The organism is Bradyrhizobium sp. AUGA SZCCT0160 (genome assembly GCF_018130105.1).
GTDB lineage: Bacteria > Pseudomonadota > Alphaproteobacteria > Rhizobiales > Xanthobacteraceae > Bradyrhizobium.
This window is the reverse complement of sequence record NZ_JAFCMD010000007.1, coordinates 240,219-259,161: the sequence shown is the minus strand read 5'-3', so window position 1 is coordinate 259,161 and position 18,943 is coordinate 240,219. Positions and strand designations below refer to the sequence as shown.

The 18,943-nt window shown below is 61.8% G+C and carries 24 protein-coding genes and 3 tRNA genes; 15 read left to right on the top strand and 12 right to left on the bottom strand.

The features are described 5' to 3' along the window. Nucleotides 1-240: 240 nt before the first annotated feature. Nucleotides 241-528, bottom strand: coding sequence for a hypothetical protein (locus tag JQ558_RS14815; RefSeq protein WP_212294042.1), 288 nt, complete (start codon nt 526-528; stop codon nt 241-243). Between the two features lie 374 nt (nt 529-902). Between JQ558_RS14815 and JQ558_RS37860 the strand changes: the two genes are divergently transcribed. Together JQ558_RS37860 and JQ558_RS14810 are read left to right on the top strand one after the other, a co-directional pair. Continuing rightward, a complete protein-coding gene (locus JQ558_RS37860; RefSeq protein ID WP_283813745.1) occupies nt 903-1,037 on the top strand; it encodes a hypothetical protein in 135 nt (44 codons plus the stop codon). Nucleotides 1,038-1,211: 174 nt separating this feature from the next. Then, a complete protein-coding gene (locus tag JQ558_RS14810) occupies nt 1,212-1,472 on the top strand; it encodes a hypothetical protein (RefSeq protein ID WP_212294041.1) in 261 nt (86 codons plus the stop codon). Nucleotides 1,473-1,512: 40 nt separating this feature from the next. Here the strand turns inward: JQ558_RS14810 and JQ558_RS14805 are convergent, their stop codons facing one another. The 5 genes from JQ558_RS14805 to JQ558_RS14785 all read right to left on the bottom strand — a co-directional run bounded on the left by JQ558_RS14805 (nt 1,513) and on the right by JQ558_RS14785 (nt 5,612). Continuing rightward, complete coding sequence (locus JQ558_RS14805) at nt 1,513-1,650, bottom strand: hypothetical protein (RefSeq protein WP_212207320.1); 138 nt, start codon at nt 1,648-1,650, stop codon at nt 1,513-1,515. 240 nt (nt 1,651-1,890) lie between these two features. After that, nucleotides 1,891-2,121, bottom strand: a complete 231-nt coding sequence (locus tag JQ558_RS14800) for a hypothetical protein (RefSeq protein ID WP_212207321.1) — start codon at nt 2,119-2,121, stop codon at nt 1,891-1,893. A 2,423-nt stretch (nt 2,122-4,544) separates the two neighbouring features. Beyond that, nucleotides 4,545-4,619, bottom strand: a tRNA-Thr gene (locus tag JQ558_RS14795). Between the two features lie 176 nt (nt 4,620-4,795). Further along, on the bottom strand, nt 4,796-5,125 hold the full coding sequence (locus tag JQ558_RS14790) for a hypothetical protein (RefSeq protein WP_212294040.1): 330 nt from the start codon (nt 5,123-5,125) through the stop codon (nt 4,796-4,798). A gap of 142 nt (nt 5,126-5,267) precedes the next feature. Then, nucleotides 5,268-5,612, bottom strand: a complete 345-nt coding sequence (locus JQ558_RS14785) for a hypothetical protein (RefSeq protein ID WP_212207323.1) — start codon at nt 5,610-5,612, stop codon at nt 5,268-5,270. A gap of 161 nt (nt 5,613-5,773) precedes the next feature. Between JQ558_RS14785 and JQ558_RS14780 the strand changes: the two genes are divergently transcribed. The 4 genes from JQ558_RS14780 to JQ558_RS14765 all read left to right on the top strand — a co-directional run bounded on the left by JQ558_RS14780 (nt 5,774) and on the right by JQ558_RS14765 (nt 8,466). After that, entirely contained in the window at nt 5,774-6,493 is a 720-nt protein-coding gene (locus JQ558_RS14780; RefSeq protein ID WP_212294039.1) for a dienelactone hydrolase family protein, read from the top strand. Between the two features lie 51 nt (nt 6,494-6,544). Further along, on the top strand, nt 6,545-7,240 hold the full coding sequence (locus tag JQ558_RS14775; protein ID WP_212207325.1) for an urease accessory protein: 696 nt from the start codon (nt 6,545-6,547) through the stop codon (nt 7,238-7,240). A gap of 248 nt (nt 7,241-7,488) precedes the next feature. Continuing rightward, the gene (locus tag JQ558_RS14770) at nt 7,489-7,947 is read left to right on the top strand and encodes a hypothetical protein (protein ID WP_212272127.1); all 459 of its coding nucleotides are present in this window, start codon (nt 7,489-7,491) and stop codon (nt 7,945-7,947) included. A 48-nt stretch (nt 7,948-7,995) separates the two neighbouring features. Further along, a complete protein-coding gene (locus JQ558_RS14765; protein ID WP_212272128.1) occupies nt 7,996-8,466 on the top strand; it encodes a hypothetical protein in 471 nt (156 codons plus the stop codon). 58 nt (nt 8,467-8,524) lie between these two features. Here JQ558_RS14765 and rlmB read toward each other — a convergent pair whose 3' ends face one another. After that, nucleotides 8,525-9,352 (bottom strand): 23S rRNA (guanosine(2251)-2'-O)-methyltransferase RlmB, encoded by an 828-nt coding sequence (gene rlmB, locus JQ558_RS14760; protein ID WP_212207328.1) that lies wholly within the window; start codon nt 9,350-9,352, stop codon nt 8,525-8,527. Between the two features lie 202 nt (nt 9,353-9,554). Here rlmB and JQ558_RS14755 point away from each other — a divergent pair. The 3 genes from JQ558_RS14755 to JQ558_RS14740 all read left to right on the top strand — a co-directional run bounded on the left by JQ558_RS14755 (nt 9,555) and on the right by JQ558_RS14740 (nt 11,142). Further along, nucleotides 9,555-9,640: transfer RNA gene (locus JQ558_RS14755), tRNA-Tyr, on the top strand. A 99-nt stretch (nt 9,641-9,739) separates the two neighbouring features. Then, nucleotides 9,740-9,889, top strand: a complete 150-nt coding sequence (locus JQ558_RS14750) for a DUF5989 family protein (RefSeq protein WP_249119410.1) — start codon at nt 9,740-9,742, stop codon at nt 9,887-9,889. A gap of 1,076 nt (nt 9,890-10,965) precedes the next feature. Then, complete coding sequence (locus JQ558_RS14740) at nt 10,966-11,142, top strand: hypothetical protein (protein WP_212294038.1); 177 nt, start codon at nt 10,966-10,968, stop codon at nt 11,140-11,142. A 14-nt stretch (nt 11,143-11,156) separates the two neighbouring features. Here the strand turns inward: JQ558_RS14740 and JQ558_RS14735 are convergent, their stop codons facing one another. Further along, complete coding sequence (locus JQ558_RS14735) at nt 11,157-11,552, bottom strand: YciI family protein (RefSeq protein ID WP_212294037.1); 396 nt, start codon at nt 11,550-11,552, stop codon at nt 11,157-11,159. 224 nt (nt 11,553-11,776) lie between these two features. On the opposite strand from JQ558_RS14735, the gene JQ558_RS14730 reads away from it, so the two are divergent. From JQ558_RS14730 to JQ558_RS14710, 5 genes are all read left to right on the top strand, one after another. After that, nucleotides 11,777-11,977 (top strand): hypothetical protein, encoded by a 201-nt coding sequence (locus tag JQ558_RS14730; RefSeq protein WP_249119398.1) that lies wholly within the window; start codon nt 11,777-11,779, stop codon nt 11,975-11,977. A 185-nt stretch (nt 11,978-12,162) separates the two neighbouring features. After that, nucleotides 12,163-12,528, top strand: a complete 366-nt coding sequence (locus JQ558_RS14725; protein WP_212294036.1) for an SH3 domain-containing protein — start codon at nt 12,163-12,165, stop codon at nt 12,526-12,528. Between the two features lie 396 nt (nt 12,529-12,924). Next, nucleotides 12,925-12,998 (top strand) — tRNA-Gly (locus tag JQ558_RS14720). Nucleotides 12,999-13,196: 198 nt separating this feature from the next. Beyond that, on the top strand, nt 13,197-13,574 hold the full coding sequence (locus JQ558_RS14715) for a YbaN family protein (RefSeq protein WP_212207334.1): 378 nt from the start codon (nt 13,197-13,199) through the stop codon (nt 13,572-13,574). 121 nt (nt 13,575-13,695) lie between these two features. Next, nucleotides 13,696-14,889, top strand: a complete 1,194-nt coding sequence (locus JQ558_RS14710) for a M20/M25/M40 family metallo-hydrolase (protein ID WP_212294035.1) — start codon at nt 13,696-13,698, stop codon at nt 14,887-14,889. Between the two features lie 9 nt (nt 14,890-14,898). On the opposite strand, the gene JQ558_RS14705 is transcribed toward JQ558_RS14710, so the two are convergent. After that, nucleotides 14,899-15,477, bottom strand: a complete 579-nt coding sequence (locus tag JQ558_RS14705) for an alpha-ketoglutarate-dependent dioxygenase AlkB (protein ID WP_249142463.1) — start codon at nt 15,475-15,477, stop codon at nt 14,899-14,901. Nucleotides 15,478-15,620: 143 nt separating this feature from the next. Between JQ558_RS14705 and JQ558_RS14700 the strand changes: the two genes are divergently transcribed. Then, the gene (locus tag JQ558_RS14700; RefSeq protein WP_212294034.1) at nt 15,621-16,478 is read left to right on the top strand and encodes an SDR family oxidoreductase; all 858 of its coding nucleotides are present in this window, start codon (nt 15,621-15,623) and stop codon (nt 16,476-16,478) included. 83 nt (nt 16,479-16,561) lie between these two features. Here JQ558_RS14700 and JQ558_RS37220 read toward each other — a convergent pair whose 3' ends face one another. From JQ558_RS37220 to JQ558_RS14690, 3 genes are all read right to left on the bottom strand, one after another. Beyond that, complete coding sequence (locus tag JQ558_RS37220) at nt 16,562-16,774, bottom strand: hypothetical protein (RefSeq protein ID WP_249142462.1); 213 nt, start codon at nt 16,772-16,774, stop codon at nt 16,562-16,564. A 195-nt stretch (nt 16,775-16,969) separates the two neighbouring features. Then, nucleotides 16,970-17,752: a S9 family peptidase gene (locus JQ558_RS14695; protein ID WP_212207339.1), complete on the bottom strand. Its 783-nt coding sequence runs from the start codon at nt 17,750-17,752 to the stop codon at nt 16,970-16,972. Then, nucleotides 17,749-18,867, bottom strand: coding sequence for a DUF3182 family protein (locus JQ558_RS14690; RefSeq protein WP_212294033.1), 1,119 nt, complete (start codon nt 18,865-18,867; stop codon nt 17,749-17,751). Before JQ558_RS14690 ends, JQ558_RS14695 begins: the two co-directional genes overlap by 4 nt. Between the last annotated feature and the right edge of the window lie 76 nt (nt 18,868-18,943).

The following is an 18,943-nucleotide window of genomic DNA, read 5'->3' as shown; positions in this document are numbered from 1 at the left end:
AAGGCATTCGATTTGCCGGCGAGGTGACAAAAGGGCGACACCCTGTGGGGGACATCCTGCGTAGTACCTCCGCCAGCGGTGCCATGCCAGCGGGTGCCATCCGAGGCACCGCAGGGCCAGACCCAAAATCGCGAAACAACCCCATGCAAAGTAGAACGGGCCGTGGCTCGCAGCGCGGGTGTGCGTTGCGTAGGCATTAGAAAATAGGGTCGGCCCTCACGGCTCGACCCTCGTCCTTGCTTAGCGCTCGCGCGGATTGGTGTTGGGCACGAAAGGCGCGCCGATCACCCGGACCGGCGTCTGGTCGACGAGACGGGCCGGTTGCCGTGCCGCCGGCGAAGCCGCGGCGGCCGACGGCGAAGACGCCGCAGCGGCCGACGACGACGTCGCGGCGGCGGCATAGACCTGCCTGTTTTTGCTCACGTCGGAGGCAGGTTCCCAAAAGCCCGCGGCGCCCGCGATGACTGCACTCACCAGCGTCACGCCGGTGAGCAAAACCAGATTGCAGTTCTCTTCCCGAATTCTCATGCAGCAAAAACGTGATCGAACGGGGTTGGTTCCGGGAGGCCACGGGAACCCAAAATGCCGCAGCTATCGGATGGAACAAAGATTAAATGTGCACTTCGTAACACATCACTCGGAACGATTCCTGCGTTGCAGCGTAACGTCTGTGGGACAGCAAGCGGGAGATAGCAGCAGTGGTGGGCAGGCAGTATCTGACGCGTCAGGCAACTACGCTTCTCAAATTCGCACGGACAGTCACGGACCCGAATGTGGCAGCGGGCCTGGTCGAGAAGGCCGCCGACCTCAAATCCCAGGTCGATGACCCGAACCGGTCGGACAAGAGTCCGAGAGCGCCTGACGTCGAGCGGACCAGCAGTCGATAGCTCAGCGACGCCGCCATGCAGGAAGGCCGCACCCTTGCCCTCGGAACAGTGCTCGGCGTCGCGATCGGTGCTGCCATCGACAATATCGCTATGGGCATCGGCCTCGGCCTCGCGCTGGGTATTGCGATGTCCTACGCCGTGAAGCCCTGACGGCGCGGCGCTCAATCTGCGCTCGCAAGCGGACGCGCGATCACCCAACGCATTCCGAACTCCGCTGAATCACCGGAACAGAACTCCGTTTCCGAAACCTTCAAAAATTATCTGGCGCAAGTTCCCAACAGGCTCGCTGGGCAGGCGTTAACCCGGCAACGGAAAGGAGCGCACATGCGAAAGATAGGATTACCTCTCGCAGCCGTTGCCGCGCTTGCGACAACCGCTGTCGTCAACTCGCCGGCCGAGGCCCGTGGCGGGCGTAACGCGGCGATCGGCTTCGGCGTGGCCGCTGGCGTGCTAGGCGCCGCCGCGGCGGCCAATGCCTACCACGGCGGCTACCACTATGGACCGAGGTACGGCTATTACGGCGGTGGGCCGTACGCCTATTACGATGGCCCGCGATACTATCATCGCCACTACCATCATTGGTAACGAAGAGGCCCGGAGCAATCCGGGCTTTTTCTTTGCGCCGTCAGATAAACAGCTTGGCGACGGCCAGCACGATCAAAGCGGCAATGCAGAGGTACATCAGTCCGAATAGCCGCCGGTCCTGTTTGGCGTGCCGTTCGGAAATCTTACCAGTCATGAAATCAGTAAATGGATCTTGCACGGTGGCCCTCTGAACTAAGGCCGTACAGGTTCTGATTTGCGATTCCCGGTCAAGAGTCGCTTGAGATTTTTTGATCTTGTGGTCTGTATCAAGCGGCTCACTGAGAACGGTACGAAAAGTGTTCACTGTGAATAGCGAGGATAACGGGAATCTTGCCATAGCTGTGAATAGCGAGGATTGAGGGTAGAAAACTACTTGGGTGCCTGACAACTCGAAGCGCGCACTTCAGAACCGTATTCATCAAGCCATTGTTCGGGAGGTGCCATGTTGAAGTATAATGGTGTCAGCTCGCCAGCGGCCTATGTCTGCCATGCGGTTTGATTCTTTATCGGTTGGGCCGCGCTCGCGCTTTTCACCGTCAATCGGGTGAAAGTCGATCACTCCAAAAGGGCCGAGCTGGAATCCATTTTCAAGATTGCCAGACGGCTCGCCTGCGATTTCGGTGGATCTGCTCGGCGTCGGCGTCATCATAGCCGCGCTCGGGCTCGCGTGGCTGATACGGCGCTGGATGCTGATGTAAACGGCGCAAGCGTTGTTGTCGCATTTGCGACTTTGAACGCGGACTGGTGCCGGTTGAGCGAGTTGAACCCCAACCTTCGGTTTACAAAACCGGCCCGCATTCAATTATATCAATACCTTACGGCGACGGTGACCTATTGTCGGAAAATGTCATTTTTTGTGAACAGTTTCACAACGCCGCTATCCAGAGCCGGCGCGTTAGGTTAAGTGACGCAGGACAACCCCGGAGTGATCATGACAACAGTGCAGGCCATTGCATTTGGGGCCATGCTAGCTTGGACTCCAGCGCTTATCATCATGGCGTTCTTGTTGTGGGATGTTCCCGACCTCGACGAGAAAGAATAGCCTCGTTGCGTCGCCGGTGTCATCAGCGATTCGCCTTGCCGTCGACCTGACGCTAGACCGACAAACCATTTCCATTTTCGATCGAAGCCCTGGGCCACTCTGAACTCAATGCGCCGATACGCCATGAGTTAGCGTGGCTGCAAGTCGTGCAAAGCTGAATCACGATCAGGATCTGGGTTACCAGCGGCTTGCCTGTTCCGGCTAAACACAAGACCAAGGCAGCCGATCGCGATTAAAATAGCTCCCGCGATCATTAGCCAATGCGGCAAGCCAATCGACGACAGCAGGTCCATTTATTCCCCTTCGCCTTCAGCCGGACAGTACAGCATCATTCGGCTTCTGCATTGGCGGATGTCTCCCCGTCGAGCCAGTCTTGCTCCTCGGCTAACGCGAGCCAGCCAGACGCAGGCAGTTCTCAGCGTTCTGCCGGTAGATTTCAGATTGCCTTATCATTGCCGCGCCTCCTTGGCCCCATTTCTCTATCGCTTTTGGTCAGATCCAGCGGCAGTCGTAAGGAGCTCATCGGAAGAGTTTAGTCCTTATGTTCGGTCCAGCTGCGTTCGCCGCACTGACATTCAAACATTCGTACCGTCAAGCCACGGGTTGGCTCCATCATCTTGTGAACCACTTTGGGCTGCGCGCCACACCTGCACCCGTGATGCTCGCGATTCTCCGGTCCTGATAGTTTATCGCCGCTTGAGTCGTCCATTACTCAACTCACCCCGCCAAAGGTGAGTCAGTAAGTTGCTAACTGCGCTTTGGTTCCCACTCGCTCGCGGAAAAGGTGCGCATCACCCGAATGGGTTATCATTCAAGTAAAGCCACTAACGGCGAGGCCGCAACCGTTAAGCAAACAAATGCGCGCCGGCCAGTGTGTACTTCACGAAGGTCCCGGCCTCGTGCAGCCACAGCCAGCCGCGCGCTGGCGCCGATACTCGACGAAGTCGGCTTCCGTGCATTGTGGCTGACAATCTTTTCCACGCCGTTTCGAATCCGCCCAGCACCTGGTCGAAAAGTTGACGTAGCCGCTGCGGGAGAGACCGCGATGTCATGCCGACGTCCCATCTCCATTGTTTGCCAGCAGTCGGTGCGTTCGGGTTCGGGCGACGAAGGATTGCGGTTCGCAGGTGCGATCGGCACACTGAAAGAGGCCGCCAACCGAGGTACTCCAAACTAGTTCGGAACGATCGACCGAGTTGCGGTAATTTGGCTAACCGTAGGCCGCCTTTTTCCGCGTTGCCCACGGTTGGAATGGGCGGCCCCAACTCAGCCCCCAGCCCCGAGGTTGGGGCCGCTTCTCAGCGGCATCGCGAATGGAAGAGGCCGCCAACTGAGGCGGCCGACATGGCGAACAATAGGATGCCGATGCCACCACGCCGCGCGCTTTGCTACTTTTGAAACGGGGCGAGTGTTATGAGTTCAAGCGAAAAAGCGGCTGCCGAGGTGTCAGTGGCCCCCAGCGGCCAAAGGCGAGAGCAAGTGATCGTTGGGGTGGCCTTCTTTGTTCCTGTTATCCTTGCAACGGCGGGTTGGTTCTACCTACTTAGCAAGCTCGTTGCGACGACCTACGATTGGCTGTTTGCATAATTGCAGCGGAGCGCGCCGCGCGCAGCCATTGGTCGATTGCGTCGGCAGCGGCATCGGCAAGTAACCAAGCCTTGAAGGGGCGATGGCGGGCGATGCTCGATGAGGTCCCGGTGCATCGGGGCAGGTAATCTTTCCATGTCGCTTCGGTGTCGGTCCCGAGCCTGATCGAAGCTTGACGCGTACCAGGTGCGAGACTGGTTTGCATTCACGATCCGGTATTTCTGCGCCGGCTTTTGCTGGCCAATGAAAAAGGCCGCAGGCGTTGCGCGCTGCGGCCCGTCCGGGAAAATTGATTGTCAGTGCAATGACAATACTCCCAACCCCGGTAGCGTCGAATCTGCCGCAAGACTTTCGAGCGTGGGAGTCTTAATTGGTGTTCCGAGAAGCGAAACATCATGGATGTTGCCGGACGGTGACAGTTCCTCGCACCACTCAAGAGACGCTGGTGCCGGTTGAGAGGATTGAACTCCCGACCTTCGGTTTACAAAACCGCTGCTCTACCGCTGAGCTAAACCGGCGAATTGAAGCGATGGCGGGCCAGCCAGGATAACGCGCGAGGTTCCACCAATCTTCGGCGGTCGAATACCAGACTTGCCCGCAAAGGGCCAGCACCTCGAAAGCCCGTTTCCGTTACGTCTGCGCATGAAAAAGGCGGCCTTTCGGCCGCCTTTTTCCGCATCTCGCTCCGCTTGTCCTATTGGCAGATGTGCCGGCGGCCGTCTTCGCCGCGGAACAGGGTGCCGGGGATGCAGACGAAGCCGTTGCGGCGGGCGTATTCTTCGCCGCCGATCGGTTCGACTGCCATCGCGGACGCGGTGCCTGCGGCGGCGTTGCCCGCCCGGAACCCGCTGCGGTCGTCCCAGCGGTTGTAGCTGTTCTGCCAGTTGCCGTTCTGCCGATAGGCCTGATCCGGAGAGGCCTGACGCTGATAGCTGCCGGTGTTCGTGACCTGCTGCGCCATGGCCGGGCCCGCCAACGCGGATGCGATGATCGCAGCCGTGCCGAGGATTTTGATTATTGTCATACGGTTCTCCTTTTCATGACGCGGGTTTTCTGGTGACGCCAGTTTTCGTCACGCCAAGCCAGGTCCGGGGTGCAAGGTCGTTCCGTATTTTCCCTGGCCGCAATTCTATTCGGCGTTATTGGCCCGGACCGCTCACGCCTCGTCAGCAGGGGCGCCAGCGTCCGTCGGGGCCCATATAGGTCGCGTCGGGTTGAATGCCGCAGGCGGGACGCAGGCTCTGCGGGCGCTGGACGGGATAGGCATAGGAATCGTCGTAGGCCGGTCCGCCGTAATAGGCGTAGGAATCCCGGTTGCGGAACGGGGCGGTCGCAATCGCGCCTGCTGCGCCAACCGCGCCGCCGACGACGCCGGCTGCGACTTCGCCGGGCCAGAAGCCGGACGATCGATGGCGATAGTTGTAATCATTCGTCCACTGCTGCGCCATCGCAGGTGTCGCAATCGTCGCTGCCAGCAATGCCGTTGCGCCCAGAAGTTTCAGTTTTGTCATTGGTTGCTCTCCGCAAATGTTGTGCGGGGCCAACCGATCGCAGCGCTCGATGTTCCGATTTTGGGTTGTGCTGCGTTCAAACCGGTGTGATGTTCCTGTTCCCCGCATTTTGAAGCGCCCCCAAAGAACCAAGAGAACTTCAAGAGCTTGAAGAGAATTTCATGCCGACGCGTGACCTCGATTACCGCTGCGACGACGTCAATTTGCGGGGCTATCTCGCCTGGAACGACAACGCCTCAGGTCCGCGGCCGGGCGTGCTGGTGTTTCACGAGGGACTGGGGCTCGGCGAGTTTGCGATGGAACGCGTGCGGCGGCTTGCAGACCTCGGCTATATCGCGCTCGCGGCCGACATGTTCGGTGACCGGCGGCAGGCGAGCAATCTGCAGCAAGTCGCGACCCTGGTTGGCGGACTGCGTGCCGAGCCGGAAAAACTCCACGCCCGCGGCCGCGCCGCGCTTGCGGCGCTGGCGAATCTGCCTGATGTCGATACCAGCCGGCTCGCGGCAATCGGCTTCTGCTTTGGCGGCTCGGTGGTGCTGGAGCTCGCGCGCGAGGGCGCCGATCTCAAGGTTGTCGTCAGTTTCCACGGCGTGCTGGCGACGAAAATGCCCGCGCAGCCCGGCCGCGTGAAGGCCAGCGTGCTGGTGCTCACCGGCGCGGAGGATCCACTGGCGCCGCCTGATCAGGTCACAGCGTTCGAGAACGAGATGCGAGAAGGCCACGTCCGCGATTGGCAGGTCATCAGTTATGGCAACACGCTGCACGGTTTCACCAACCCCGCCGCCGACGGTTCGATGATGCGCACCGCGCTCTACAATGAGCAGGCCGATCGCCGCTCATGGGCAGCGATGCGGGGACTGTTCGATGAAGTGTTGACCTGACAAGAACAGTTGATTGGTGTTTGATAAGCGCTTGTAGCGCGCAGGGGGCATATGTTCGGAATTCTGGGGCTTGGGTTTTTGCTGGGCATGCAGCATGCGCTCGAAGCCGATCATATCGCCGCCGTCTCCAGCATCGCCGTGCGCCGCAGCCGTGTCGGTGACATCGTCAAGCACGGGCTGACCTGGGGGCTCGGCCACACGCTGACGCTGTTCGTGTTCGCCGGCTGCGCCATCCTGCTCGGCAGCGCGATCCCGGAAAGCGTGGCGCGACCGCTCGAGGCCGCCGTCGGCATCATGCTGGTCGGCCTTGGCGCGCATGTGCTGTGGCGGCTGTGGCGGGACCGCGTGCATTTTCACAAGCACGGCCATGGCGACGGCACCGTGCATATTCACGCCCACAGCCATGCCGGCGAAACCACGCCGCATCTGCGCACCGCGCACGCCCACGAACACGGCTTTCGCTGGCGCACATTGCTGGTCGGGTTGATGCACGGCATGGCGGGCTCGGCTGCACTGCTGGTGCTGACGGTTTCGCAGGCGTCGAGTGCGGCGGTCGGGCTCGGTTATGTCGCGCTGTTCGGGATCGGCTCAATGATCGGCATGGGCGCATTGTCCACCGTCATCGCCGTGCCGCTCGCGGTGTCCGCGCGCTGGCTCACTTGGGCCAATCGCGGCCTGCAGGGGGCGGTGGGTATCGTCACGATCGCCATCGGCGCAACGACGATCGTCGAAAATTTGTTCGCCTGAGATATTCCCTCTCGCCTTCTCTTTCTCTCTCGTCATTCCCCGATGCGCAATGCGCATCGGGGAATGACGTCGGAGAGATCCCGATGGGTCGGGCTCGCCCCGTTAACAATTGCTGATCGGGTTCGCTCGCAATTGAGCGACTGGGGATGCTGACGCGTTAGCCTTACCGGCAGTTTGGTCCGGCCCCTTAACCCTTGGGGATGCCCGTTCGACTAAATTGCGGCCAAAGGAAAACGGGGTCCCAAGCGATGCGCATTGGCGTGACACTGGCAATTCTGATGGCGACGACGTCGACGGCCTTGGCCGGTGGCGGGTTTGAAATCGTGATTCCGGGTCGCCCCGGTGTTCCCGTCATCATCAACGGCGTCGATGCATCCTATTCGGTGGTCGAGGGCGACTGGGGCCTCCTCAGGGGCACGCATGTGCAGCCGACCATCTATGGCGGCCGCTATATCGACCCGGTGCCGCGTGTCGGTCATTATTATCCGAGCGCAGGTCATCTGCCCGGTTACGGCCGTCTGGAAATCGAGCCGCCGGCGAACCGACGGTTGCCGCAGCCGGCCGAAAGCTATCACCAATCCTGGTCTGCACAGTCGGCACCGCTGCCGGCGCAATCCAACGTGCCGGTCAATCCGCCCGAGATCATCTACGCACCGCAGGAAGACCGGCGTCGTCGGCATCCCACGGGATTACTTCCACGCCCATAAACCACGCCAACAAGAACACCAACAGGCAAACACGTACAGGAGAGAGTAATGCGTCATCTGATTTCAGGACTGGTCGCGGCCGTTGCCGTGATGGCCTCCGCGCCCGCGATGGCGTGCGGTTACACGAGCTGCGGTTACGCTGCGCCCGTCGTCTACGCGGCACCGGTTGTTGCGACCTACACCTCGGCGGGCTGCAATCCCTGCGGCGGCGTGGGTTGGGGTTATGACCGGCTCGCCGATCCCGTGCAGCAATATTACTACGTCAACCAGGGCCCGACCTATTCCGGTCCCGGCGCCTGGGCTCCGGCGCGCGTCTATCAGGAAGACACCGTCGTCGGCTATCGTCCGTATTACGGCTACGGCTACGGCAGTGGCGTCGTAGCGCCGCGGGCCTACGGCTACCGCTACGGTTTCCGTCCGGGCTTCCGTTATGGCTACGGCGCCCGTTACGGTTATGCCGGACGCTATGGCTACGGCGCTCGTTACGGCTATCGCGGCGCGCGCTTCGGCCGCTACTGATCCAAACTTCGAATCAAGACGAAGGCGCCCGTTCGCATCATGCGAGCGGGCGTTGTTTTTATTTCATCAGGCCAAGCCGGCTCGCGCCGATATAGAGCGCCAGCACCGCGGCGTTGGAGACGTTCAGGCTCTTGATCTCGCCGGGCATGTCGAGGCGCGCCACCACGCTGCAGGTCTCGCGCGTCAATTGCCGCAAGCCCTTGCCTTCGGCGCCCAATACCAACGCCAGCGGCTGCTGTAATGCGACAGCGCCGAGGTCTTCGCTGCCTTCGCTGTCGAGGCCAACGGTCATGAAGCCACGGTCGTTCAACTCATTCAGCGCGCGGGCGAGATTCTGCACGGTCACCAATGGCACCATTTCCAGCGCGCCGGACGCCGACTTCGCCAGCACGCCGGTCGCCTCGGGGCTGTGCCGCGCGGTCGTGACGATCGCCTTGACCGCAAACGCCGCGGCCGAACGCATGATGGCGCCGACATTGTGCGGATCGGTGATCTGGTCGAGCACCAGCACGATGCCCTCCTGATCAAGCGTATCGATATCGGGCGAGGGCAGGGGATCGGCCTCCGCGAGCAGGCCCTGATGCACGGCATCGGGGCCCAGCCGCTGGTCGATCGCGCTCGGCCGGACGAGTTCCGGGGGCACGCGGGTGTCGATATTCTCGTCGGCCAGGCGCCGGGCGGCGTTCTCGGTCAGAAATAGTTTGCGGATCTGGCGTTCCGGATTGGCCAAAGCCGCCGCCACCGTATGCCAGCCATAAAGAATCACCGGCCCGTCCGGGCCCGTGTCCCGGTCGCGCCAGGCCGGGCGACCGCCCGGTTTCCGGCCTTTTTCGAAGGGTTTGCCGCCGCCACGGCGGAACGGCGGTTTTCGGTCGCGATCGCTCATGGGCCAGCTTGTGTCACGGGTTCCGGATTATGGCAATTTGGCCCCTCGAGGCTCGTTTTTCGAGCCTTCCCTTGGTTGACTTTGCCATGGCCCTTCGCCCATAAACGCGCCCGACCGGGAGCGCGCCATCGGCTCCAGGTATTAACGTCATCCATGGCCTGTCTGCCGCCATCAAGCGGTTGGGTTTGCGATGCAGTTAAACGGGGGAGTGTCCCGAGTGGCAAAGGGAGCTGACTGTAAATCAGCCGTCTTATGACTTCGAAGGTTCGAGTCCTTCTTCCCCCACCATCCTTCGCTGGCTCCGCCAGCTACGGCTAGGCAGGCCCTATCGTAGCGAAGGCTGCCGCGCCGAAGCCCGGTGAATCACAAATTCTGGGTTCGGATATGCTGTCGTTTCTGGCCGAATTTTGGATGTTTCTGCGGGTGCGGAAGAAGTTTTGGCTGCTGCCGATCTTCATCATGATGCTGCTATTCGGGTCGCTGCTCGTCTTGTCGAAAGGCTCTGCGGTCGCACCTTTTATTTACGCGATTTTCTAGATGGACGGCATCAGGCCCATGCCGGGCCTTGCTTGAGACGAAAGATTTCGCACTGCGTCCCGATTCCTCATGTCATCATAGCTTCGATCCGAGCGATGGAGACCACCGAGGAGTTTGCTGATTCGATCAGCAATCGCAGCCTGCCGGACGGGCTCGCCCATGCGACTTTCAGACATTTGCTGAACTCTGGAGCCTTCCCGCGGTTGGAGGCATACTGGTGGAAGGTCGCGACCATCAGCGGTCGGACGAACGCAGAGGGGGGGGCTTTGCATGAGGATTCTTCCGATACTTGCCGTTGGTGTTGCGCTCGCGCTCGCTGGGTGCGGCAGAGATCCTGGTCCAAAGGGCGACCCGGGCCCTCAGGGACCGGCCGGCCCCCAAGGGTCGCAGGGCCCCCAAGGCGTGCCCGGTGCGCAAGGCCAAGCTGGGCCGCAGGGGCTCCAGGGCGTGCCCGGTGCGCAGGGCCAGGCCGGGGCACAGGGGCCGCAAGGTCCACAAGGCGCTCCGGGCGAAAGGGGCCCGAAGGGCGATCCGGCGACGGCGAGCGTTCGCGCCGTTCAAGGCGATGGCGCAGTGAGCTGCGAATCCAACGAAATGTTGGTGTCGGTTTTCTGTCCCAGTGGCGGGGTATCTGAAGGAGCAAAATGTGCGACCGCTCCAACAATTGGGCTTTGTCTGATCAAGCCCTAGCACGCGCGGCACGAGATAAACGCAACGTGGCCTGTCGGTTCATGCCGACGGGCCAAAGCGCTTTTTACTCTGGCCATACCGCGTCGCTATTTCCTGGGTCTACTACTGGCTCAAGTATAAATCCGAGAGTCACAACGTCGCGACGTTGCCGCAGCAGCCGCCGTCCAGCTACGACATCAAGACATCGGTCGATGAAACCGCGGCCGAAATGGACGAGCGGTCCGCCGTCAGCGTGGCGCGGGAGATCGACGGGTTTCTCGGCCGCCTGACGGCAAAGGGCGCCGCAACAGGCCCGCCTGCCGCACACGCCTCACGCGAATTGCCGCAGCTTGAACCCTGGCGAGCTGGCTCACGACCAAGCCGCCAGGAGAGAACAACATGTTCTAATGGCTGATTCCGATTTTGATCGCGGCGGTGCTGCTGCTCTGGCTCCTTGTTCCCTCGGCCTGCTCGAGTTCGTGAGCGCCGTTCTGGAGCTGATCGGGGCGGTGATTTCAGGCGTTGTAAAGCTTGCCACCTCTGTGATTCGCCGGTTGACCGGACCGGCAAAACTCCAGCCCTGAGCGTCGTAGCCCTCCTAGGCGGTAAGGCCCGGCGTCTCGGTGGTCGGGAACGGCTCGCCGGGAAGATAGAGGGCGATCGGGCGGATCTCGTAGACCGCGGTCGGATTGACCTTGCGCAGGTCGCGGGCCACCGCGATCGCAGCGTCCTCATCGGCGCAGTTCACGACATAGAGTCCCAGCAGCTGCTCCTTGGTTTCGGCAAACGGCCCGTCGATCACGACCCCCGCGCCCGGTCCGCGCAAGGTGCGGGCCTTGCCCGTCGCCCCCAGCCGCGCCGACGGCCCCAACAATTTCTGTTCGTTGAGCCGGTCATGAACTCCAAGCAACTCGGTCATCAGGGCGGCGTCCTCCGCCGGCGTCCAGGACTGCACCTCGGCTTCCACGTGATAGGCCAGAATGGCGTAAAGCATCGATATCTCCTTGGCCTTTGGCGGGATTGGACGCCTGCGAGGACGTTTCGCAAAGCCCTATCCCGACAGGACCGTTTCAACAAAGCGTCAGATGGTCGCCGGGTGAGGCAGGTCACGAAACATTCCGGAAGCACGATATAGGGGTTCGGCGCTTGAACGCGCGGCGGCCAGTTAACGACTGATGAACAGAACGCAGCAACTGCGCATCATCCACGGAGACGGTCATGCAACGCAAGCCAGCCTCGATCATCAGTGACGCCACCCGGTCCCATTCGGCGTCACCGGCATCGACGCAGCCCGGCGACTGGCACGATGTCTCCGGCCACCACCGCTATTACGGCAGTTCGGCCACCAATGGCGGCGAGAACATTGTCGAAAGCCGCCGCGGCGCACGCCCGCGATCGGTCAATCTCTGCGGCTTCTGACCGGCCTTCGCGTTAGCTAAGTCCAACCTTATGGCCGACCTCACCCTGAACGGGGTCCTCAACCACTTCTGAACCTCGGAATCGAACGTCTTGGCCCTATTGCTCTCGTCCCGGGCTTGCGGAACAATGCCGCCAGCGATGGAGGAAGAGATGGGAGCAGCGTTCACTGTGGCGCAAAACGTGCCGTGCTGAAGATCGCCTTGCTTGGCACGTTCGTGAGCGCCTGCTGTGTTGCGGCGGCCTTTGCACAATCCGGCAATGCCGGCGGCACCATCGGCAATGATGAAAAGGCGCTCTCGGGCACCAGGCAGGAATTGCAGTCGGCCGGACCGGACCAGGACCGCAATTCATGCGTCGTCGCCGATCCGACCGGAACGCCGCTCAACGTCCGGACGTCACCGAACGGAAAGATCGTCGGCAAAATCGCCAACGGCGAACGCATTCGGATTTCGGACCAGACCACAGAGAACGGAAAGCAGTGGGCCTATATTTCGAATGTCGCTTCCCGGCCGATGGGGTGGGTGTTTCGAAAATTCCTCGTGTGTAGATGAATTGCTTTGGTCGCGAGTTGCAATTCCACCCCACAAACAAAAAGCGCGGCGGGATTGCTCCCGCCGCGCCCCAACTTTTGAACTCGCTGGTCCAGGGCTGAGAGCGCCCCGTGCCAAGCCTCTAAGCGCGAGAGCCTAGCGGGCGATCCCAGCGAGGTGACAGCGCTTGGTAAGAGACACTGGATCACCTCCTTTCGTTGTTGATGGAAATAAGAGTATAGGCAGCGAATCTGTCGCTGTTAAGGGGGCTGAGCGGCGCGGATTCCGGCCGGAACCGGGCCTGTTTGTCAGGCGACCGGGCCGTGTTTGGCAGTTTCCTGCGGTTTCCCAGCAGTTTATCGACGGTTCCCTGGGTGGTTGAGGCCGCCCGCATGGCGTGTTAGGTGATCGCCCAATGCGGGTGTAGCTCAATGGTAGAGCAGCAGCCTTCCAAGCTGAATACGAGGGTTCGATTCCCTTCACCCGCTCCAGCCTTCGCTCGCGAAGCGAGAGAAGGCTGCCGCGCCGAAGCCCCGAAAGCGCGGTTACGCGCGTCTTCGACGCGCTATGGGCGAAGGCGGGCGCGCGGCCGCGAGCTCCGGCTCGGCAAGCCATGGTGTCAGCCGGGAGCGAGCAATCCTTTTGAAGAGCAATCCTTTATTTGAAGAACTGGGCGGGCGGCAGGTCTGATGCGCATCATCTATTTTTGCCTGGGCTGGGTGATGGTCGCGCTCGGCGTGATCGGCCTTGTAATGCCGTTGATGCCGGGGGCGGTTTTCCTGATCGTTGCGGCGGCGTGTTTCGCGCGCTCCTCGCCCCGTTTCGAGGCCTGGCTGCTCGAGCATCCGACATTGGGAAAACCGCTGCGGGATTGGCGCGCCGCCGGAGCCATCCCGCGCACCGCCAAGATCATGGCTTGCGCGGGGATGGCGTTCGGGTTCGCTGTCTTCTGTTATAGCTTCGCGCCGTCGGTGCCGCTCGCTTTGGCCGTGGCGGCGGGTTTCCTGGCCTGCGCCGCCTACGTCGTCTCGCGTCCGGCGGTGGCCCGGCAGGACACTTCGATCTAGCGATCGCCGCGACGAGCACAGTGGCGTCCGCATGCCAGTCCTGATTCCAAGTCGCCTTGTGCAGCCGGCCATCTCGAACGATGCTCGCGAGAGTCCGCAGCGCCTCATCAGGAAACCCACCATGCAAGTCGACGTCAAAACCGCCACCGACCGTCTCATGCGCTTCCTCGCCGTCGAGGGCGTGACCGGAAAGGAGGCCGCGATCGGACGCGAACTCAGCGCGGCGCTGCAGGAAAGCGGCGTGCCGGCGAGCGCGATCCGCCTCGATGACGCCAACACCCGCATTCCCGTGCCAACGGAAACCGGCAATCTCATTGTCGATCTGCCCGGCCGCGGCGCGATGCACAACCAGCCGCGGATCATGTTCATGACCCACATGGACACCGTGCCGCTGTGCGCCGGAGCCAAACCGAAACTGGCGGGACGCAAGATCGTCAATGATGCGAAGACCGCGCTCGGCGGCGACAACCGCGCCGGCTGCGGCGTTCTCGTCACGCTGGCGGCCGAGCTTGCCAAGCAGAATCTCGATCATCCGCCGATCACGCTGCTGTTCTGCGTGCGCGAGGAGAGCGGGCTCTATGGCGCGCGCCACGTCAAGACCGCCGAGCTCGGCTCGCCGGTGATGGCGTTCAACTACGACGGCGGCTCCGCCTCCAACGTCACGATCGGCGCCGTCGGCGCGGATCGCTGGCAGGTCGAGATATTCGGCCGCGCCTCCCACGCCGGCGTCGCACCGGAGCGCGGGATCAGTTCGACCATGATTTTGGCACTTGCGCTCGCGGACGTGAAGGCGGGCGGCTGGTTCGGCAAGGTGGTGAAGCGCAAGCTGCAGGGCACCAGCAACGTCGGTCCCGTCACCGGTGGCGAGGGAAGGCCGGCCGGCGACGCCACCAATGTCGTCACCGACTATGTGCACGTGCGCGGCGAAAGCCGCAGCCACGACAGCAAGTTCTTCAAGGAGATCACGAAAGCCTACAAGGCGGCGTTCGAGAAGGCCGCCTTGAACGTGAAGAACAGCGACGGCAAGTCGGGGCGCGTCAAGTTCAAGGCGGAGACCGACTATTATCCGTTCCGCATGAAAGAGAGCCTGCCCGTCGTCAAGCGCGCGATCGAGGCCGTGTCCGGCGTCGGCGCAACGCCGAGCATCCGCGCCGCCAATGGCGGGCTGGACGCCAACTGGATGGTCCGCCACGGCGTGCCGACCGTGACCTTCGGCGCCGGGCAGAACGAACCGCACACCATCGACGAGTGGATCAATCTCGACGAGTACGACAAGGCGTGCGCGCTCGCAGTTCAGCTCGCGACCATGCGGTGAGGGTAGCCATCATGACGAGCTCTCAGCCATGCTCCGGAAGGTGATCGAATAGCGAAGCGCCTCCACCGGCGGGATGCTGTGCTCCCACTCTGATCTCACGGCTCCGGCCATCTGATAGATGGACCGCGGCGCCGCTTCGAGCGTGAAGCGGCTCCATTTGGCACCTGCCGGCCGCCGAAATCGAAACTTGCAGGGCGAGCCCAGCGACAATCCAAATATCTGGTCGAAATGCGGTTTGTCGCGGTGCCAGCCGATGCCGACGCCGCTGTCGTATTCGGTGCAGAGAATTTGACCTATTCGAACGCCCGCGCCGCCGAAGGCCGCGACCCGCTCGATCAATGGTGCCAGCCATTCGGGAATCGGATCGGCGTCCTGCAGCCGCCGCAACGTGTAGTCATAGCGGAAGCCGAATGAGGCCACCCGCCGCTTGCCCTCGTACTGGCCGAACTGGAACGGCTGCAACGGAAGCTGCGCGATGCGCGTCATCAAGTTCCGTTCGATCGCCGGCGAAACGAAGCCGGTAGCGTAGCGCAGGCCCTGCGGAGCGGGCGATTGGTCCGCAAAAAGTGGAAGCTGCTGCTCGGCCAATCCGGCGATCCGTCCGTTGTGAGGGCGGTTCTCATATAGGACGAAGCAACCGCGAAGGAAGCGTGAGCTCCGTGCCAAGGGGAGGGAACACTTGCGCAGGCCGGCGATTAGGCGATGGAGTGTCGCATCCTTGGAGAATGCTCATGCCCGACTATCCCAAGCCGCCTTATCCGAAACAGAAACAGCCGATGCCTGGCTCAACAGCGAAGATGGATCCGCGGCCGGACCACGGCGAGAAGAGTTACCGAGGCTCGGACAAGCTGAAAGGCAGAAAGGCTGTGATCACCGGCGGCGACAGCGGCATCGGCCGCGCCGTGGCGATCGCCTTCGCGCGGGAGGGCGCCGACGTGCTGATTTCCTACCTCAGCGAAGAAGACGATGCGCAGGAGGTCAAGGCGCTGATCGAGAAGGAAGGTCGCAAGGCCGTCCTTGTGGCCGGCGACCTGCGCCGTCCAGAGCATTGCCGTTCCGTCATCAAGCGTGCCGTCGATGAACTGGGCGGGATCGACATCCTCGTCAACAACGCCGCCCACCAGGCCGCTTTCAAGGACATCGGCGAGATCAGTGACGAGGAATGGCAATTGACCTTCGAGGTGAACATCCATGCGATGTTCTATCTGACGAAGGCCGCCGTGCCGCACATGCAGCCGGGCAGTGCGGTCATCAACACGGCATCGATCAACGCGGATATGCCCAATCCGATTCTGCTGGCCTACGCCACCACCAAAGGCGCCATCCAGAATTTCACCGGCGGTCTTGCGCAGATGCTTGCGCCGAAGGGCATTCGCGCAAATGCCGTTGCGCCGGGGCCGATCTGGACCCCGTTGATTCCCTCGACATTGCCGGAGGATTCCGTGCAGAATTTCGGCAAGCAGGTCCCCTTGCAGCGGGCGGCACAGCCGGCCGAACTGGCAACGGCCTACGTCATGCTGGCGGATCCGCTGTCGAGCTACACCTCCGGAACCACCGTCGCGGTCACGGGCGGCAAGCCTTTCATCTAGGCAAGCCCGTCCAGTCTGATTGCGGGCGGTTCGGCGCCCCGCAATTTCCGCCAGCGTGGTCTGACGCGTTGGGCCGGTGGACTTCAAGCCGTATGGCCGGGATCAAAATTCGACGGAGTCTTCTTTCTGCGTTGCGGGACCATTTTTGCGGGGTCTGGCTCTCCCGGTACCCCGCGCGGTCCGAGTTGCTCGCGCTGAATGTCGTCCTCCGATTGCCTCGGCCGGCCGTCATCGACTTGCCGACGAATTTTGATGCTCTCGTCGTAGATTTGCCGACTGCTTTTGGTTTCCGGCATGAGGGCACCCGTTTTTCAGCTAGATTCCTGGCTGTTCGACTTCGACCTCGCGCCTTTGCCGATCGCCTCGGGCGCGCGAGGAAATAATAATATGTGAGTCAAATAACGTCCCCGACGGCGGTTCCGTTCCTTGTCTTGCTATCGAACCGACAGCGTTGAAGGCGATACGGACGCCATGCAGGCTCGCCGGCCCCGCTAGCTGATGACATGGGCCGGAGTATTGGCTGCGCGCGATTGTCCGGCGCCGCGGGATCCGAGCACCATTTCGGTCATCCACTTGATGAGCAGCGACGTATAGGCCTGTTGGTGCTTCGCCTCCGACAGTCCGTGATCGGCCCCGCCTATGGTGCGGTAGGTAAGCGAATGGGCGTTGCGGAACGACGACCTGTAGCTGATGATCGTTTCATGGGGGATGAGGTCATCGTGCTCGGACTCGACGATCAGGACCTCGCCGCCGAATTGCGCACACGCCCGAAGCGCCCGATTGTCTTTCGCGGAGACGGCGCTCCGCCGGTATGCAGCAAGCACTTCGCGGTCGAGTTGCCGCTTCGCCACGTCCCATTCGTCATCCCTGTAAAGGGCGGGCACCCGAAGCGCCATCCAGCGCACCGCCCTTGCCGTGGTTAGAAGCGCCGCCAGATACGCGCCGTAACTGCTGCCAACGACGGCAACCGAGGACCGGTCGACCGTTGGATGCCGCATCAGCGCGTCATAGGCCGCAATGAGATCGTGGAGGTTTTGCTCGCGCGTGACACTTTCGAATTGGGATTTGGTTCCGGCATGGCCGCGAAGGTCAAAGGTCAGGCAGACGCATCCGAGCGCGGCAATTTCGCGCGCGCGAACCAGGTCCGTTTCCTGGCTGCCGCCCCAGCCGTGGACGAATAACACGCCCGGCAACGAGCTTGTGGGGGTAAGCAACGTGCCGGCCAGACGCTGATCGTCGACGTCGATTGTAACGGCTGTCTGTTCCGGGTTCATGCAGGCTTTACGTGCGCGTATTTGATCATTGGACCCAGCCGTTCATCGACGCCCTCGAAATAGACAATCGCGTTGGCCGGTTTCGCCGGACTGGTTCCGTAAGCTTCCACCGACGAGACCCGCACGGTCTGGAGGCCGGGATCGGCACGCAAGACCTCAAGCGCGGTGATCTCGGCCGGCGTTGCACCGCCGATCCGCCATGACTGTTCAAGAACACCGGAGCAACGTCGTCCCGTGGCCGAGGTTCCCTCAATGACGTCATAGTTTCGTCGTGAGACGATCATGCCTGGAAAACAGCGCATCGCAGCTGCGTCGTACCGCTGGGCCTGGGCAATGGCGAGGCGCTCGCCGTCCGACAGGCCATCGAGCGTCATGAGGCTGTCGAGCTCGCCACGGACGACCGTGAGATCGGAGCCGCCATAGGCGGTTCGCCCCGAATTGTTGCTTACCAGATTCTGTGTGCCGTGGTAGCTGGCGACCAGCTCGTCGAGCCGAACTTGCCCGATGCTGTAGGTTTTGGGATCGCCAAGGTTCTCTTCGAGGACAAGTCCGAACTGTGTGAGTTGCGCTTGATCAACTTGCTCCACGGCTGAATCGAGTTCACCAACATTCCCGACGACAAGCTGGCCCCGCCCACCGGTTGCCTTGACTGGTTTGATCCGGATGGGATGGTCATGAAGCAAGCGGTGCGCCGCGAGATGCGCGTCGTCGCGGCTGAAGGCCGTATATCCCCGGGGGACGATGTCGCGGACGATCTTCGCAAAATCGTGCGACCAGCCGGTTGGCGCCGTGGCATTCTCCTCGATCAGGCCATGGGTAATCGCCTTCGTGCCGACAAAGGCATGAGGCACAACGCCGCCGAACAGGTCATGCTCGGTGAAAACGCCTAACTCGTGCGCCTGATCGATCCCGATGATGGTGTCGGTCGGCACCAGATAAGGCTGGCTCCGGTAGGCGCGGGCGTGATCGAATTCACCGCCAAAACAACCGCCCTTGAGTGCGGCGATCCGTTTGGCAATCTCAAGGTGGACAAGCCTTTCATGGGTTGTGCAAAACCGTGCACCGGCTGGGGCGTGGATGACGACTGTCCTCTCTCCGAGAAATTCGTTCGCCATCGAAAATTCCCGATCAAGGTATACCGATTGAGATACGACTCCCTGAGAAAGTCGCGCAGCTCGCTTGCACATCAGG